This window comes from Nocardia farcinica, from assembly GCF_029867845.1.
Taxonomy (GTDB): Bacteria; Actinomycetota; Actinomycetes; order Mycobacteriales; family Mycobacteriaceae; genus Nocardia; species Nocardia farcinica_A.
Genome location: NZ_JARWRU010000958.1, coordinates 1 through 1,695 on the forward strand (window position 1 = coordinate 1; position 1,695 = coordinate 1,695).

Genomic DNA, 1,695 nt, shown 5'->3' on the forward strand with positions numbered 1-1,695 from the left:
GGCCCCGCCCCCCCCCCACCCGTGCCGGCCCCTAATGTCACGGGGCCGCCCGGCCCACCGCGGCACGGCCCTTTCACCGTTCATGGGGCTCGGTGGCCGTGGATGAGCCGAGGGCTCAGTGGCGGTGGATGAGCCGAGGGCTCAGTGGCCGCCCTTCTCCTCCAGGCGCGCGAAGGAAGCGTTGATCTCGGCCTCGGCCTCGGCGCGGCCGACCCATTCCGAGCCCTTGACGTACTTGCCCGGCTCCAGATCCTTGTAGCGCTCGAAGAAGTGCTTGATCGCGGCGAGCTCGAACTCCGGCACGTCGGCGACGTCCTGGACGTGCTCCCAGCGCGGGTCGCCCGCGGGCACGCACAGCACCTTGGCGTCGCCGCCCGCCTCGTCCTCCATCTTGTACATCGCGACCGGGCGGGCCTCGACGATCACGCCGGGGAAGACCGGCTCGGGCAGCAGGACCAGCGCGTCGAGCGGGTCGCCGTCCTCGCCGAGGGTGTTCTCGATGAAGCCGTAGTCGGTGGGGTAGGCCATCGAGGTGTAGAGGTAGCGGTCGAGGCGGACCCGGCCGGTTTCGTGGTCGACCTCGTACTTGTTGCGGGAACCCTTCGGGATCTCGATGGTGACGTCGAACTCCACGCCATTCCTCCTGTGCTTCATCTGTGGGCGCGAGCGAGCGGCAGCCGACTCGCCCGACTGTCGGGGAGAACGGTAGCCGAACACCGATAGTGTGGACGGTGCGGATACGGGTGCGCCGGGCGGGCGCGCGGGGGGCGGAGTCAGGGAGACGACGAGCACGTGGTTGGGAACGAGAAGAGGATCGGTGACTTGGCCGCCCGCAGGCGCAGACGCCTGTGGATCTCGGTGGCCGTGACACTGGCCGTGCTGGCGCTGGTGGCGGGTACCGCGGCGGTGACGCTGCGGCCGTGGACGCCGGAATTCCGGCACGGTGGACTGACCGTCGCGGAGTCGCCCGCGCCGGTCGAGGCATTCCCCCGGCTCCAGCCCGCCGGCGACAACGGCTCCGCCAGTCCGGCCGCGGTGGCCGCCGCGCTGGCCGAGCCCATCACCAACCCCGACCTGGGGGATTTCTCCGGTGTGGTCACCGACGCCGAGACCGGCACGACGCTGTGGAGCTCGCAGGCCGACGAGCCGCGCATCCCCTCATCCACCAACAAGGTGCTGACCACCGCGGCCGCGCTGCTCGCGCTGCCCGCCGATCAGCGGCTGGTCACCAAGGTGGTCGAGGGGTCGGCGCCCGGCGAACTGGTGCTCGTCGGCGGCGGTGACCCCACGTTGACCGCTCAGCCGGACGGCAAGGGGTATTACCCGAATTCGGCCAAGCTCTCGGATCTGGTCGAGGGGATCAGGGCGTCCGGTCGCGCGGTGGGCACGATCGTCGTGGACACCTCCCGCTACACCGGGCCGACCATGGCGCGCGGCTGGGTGGAGATCGATGTGCCTGAGGGCTCGATCGCGCCCATCGAGCCGGTGATGATCGACGGCGGCCGCCTCGACCCGCTGGTGGAGTACTCCCCGCGCACCATGACCCCCGCGCTGGACGCCGGCCGCGCCCTGGCCGCCGCGCTCGGCCTCGATCCCGCCGCGGTGCGCCCGGGCACGGCCGCGCCGGGCGCCGCCGAGGTGGCGTCGGTGGCCTCGGCCCCGCTGCGCGAGCGGCTGCTCGCCATGATGCTGCAC

General features: G+C 72.0%; 2 protein-coding genes. One reads left to right on the forward strand and one right to left on the reverse strand.

Annotation, left to right across the window (positions count from 1 at the left end; translation table 11 throughout):
* Positions 1-141 precede the first annotated feature (141 nt).
* Positions 142-633: an inorganic diphosphatase gene (locus QH283_RS21130; RefSeq protein WP_280504711.1), complete on the reverse strand. Its 492-nt coding sequence runs from the start codon at positions 631-633 to the stop codon at positions 142-144.
* Positions 634-822: 189 nt separating this feature from the next.
* On the opposite strand from QH283_RS21130, the gene QH283_RS21135 reads away from it, so the two are divergent.
* Positions 823-1,695, forward strand: an 873-nt coding sequence (locus QH283_RS21135; protein ID WP_280504712.1) for a D-alanyl-D-alanine carboxypeptidase, incomplete at its 3' end; no start/stop codon positions are given.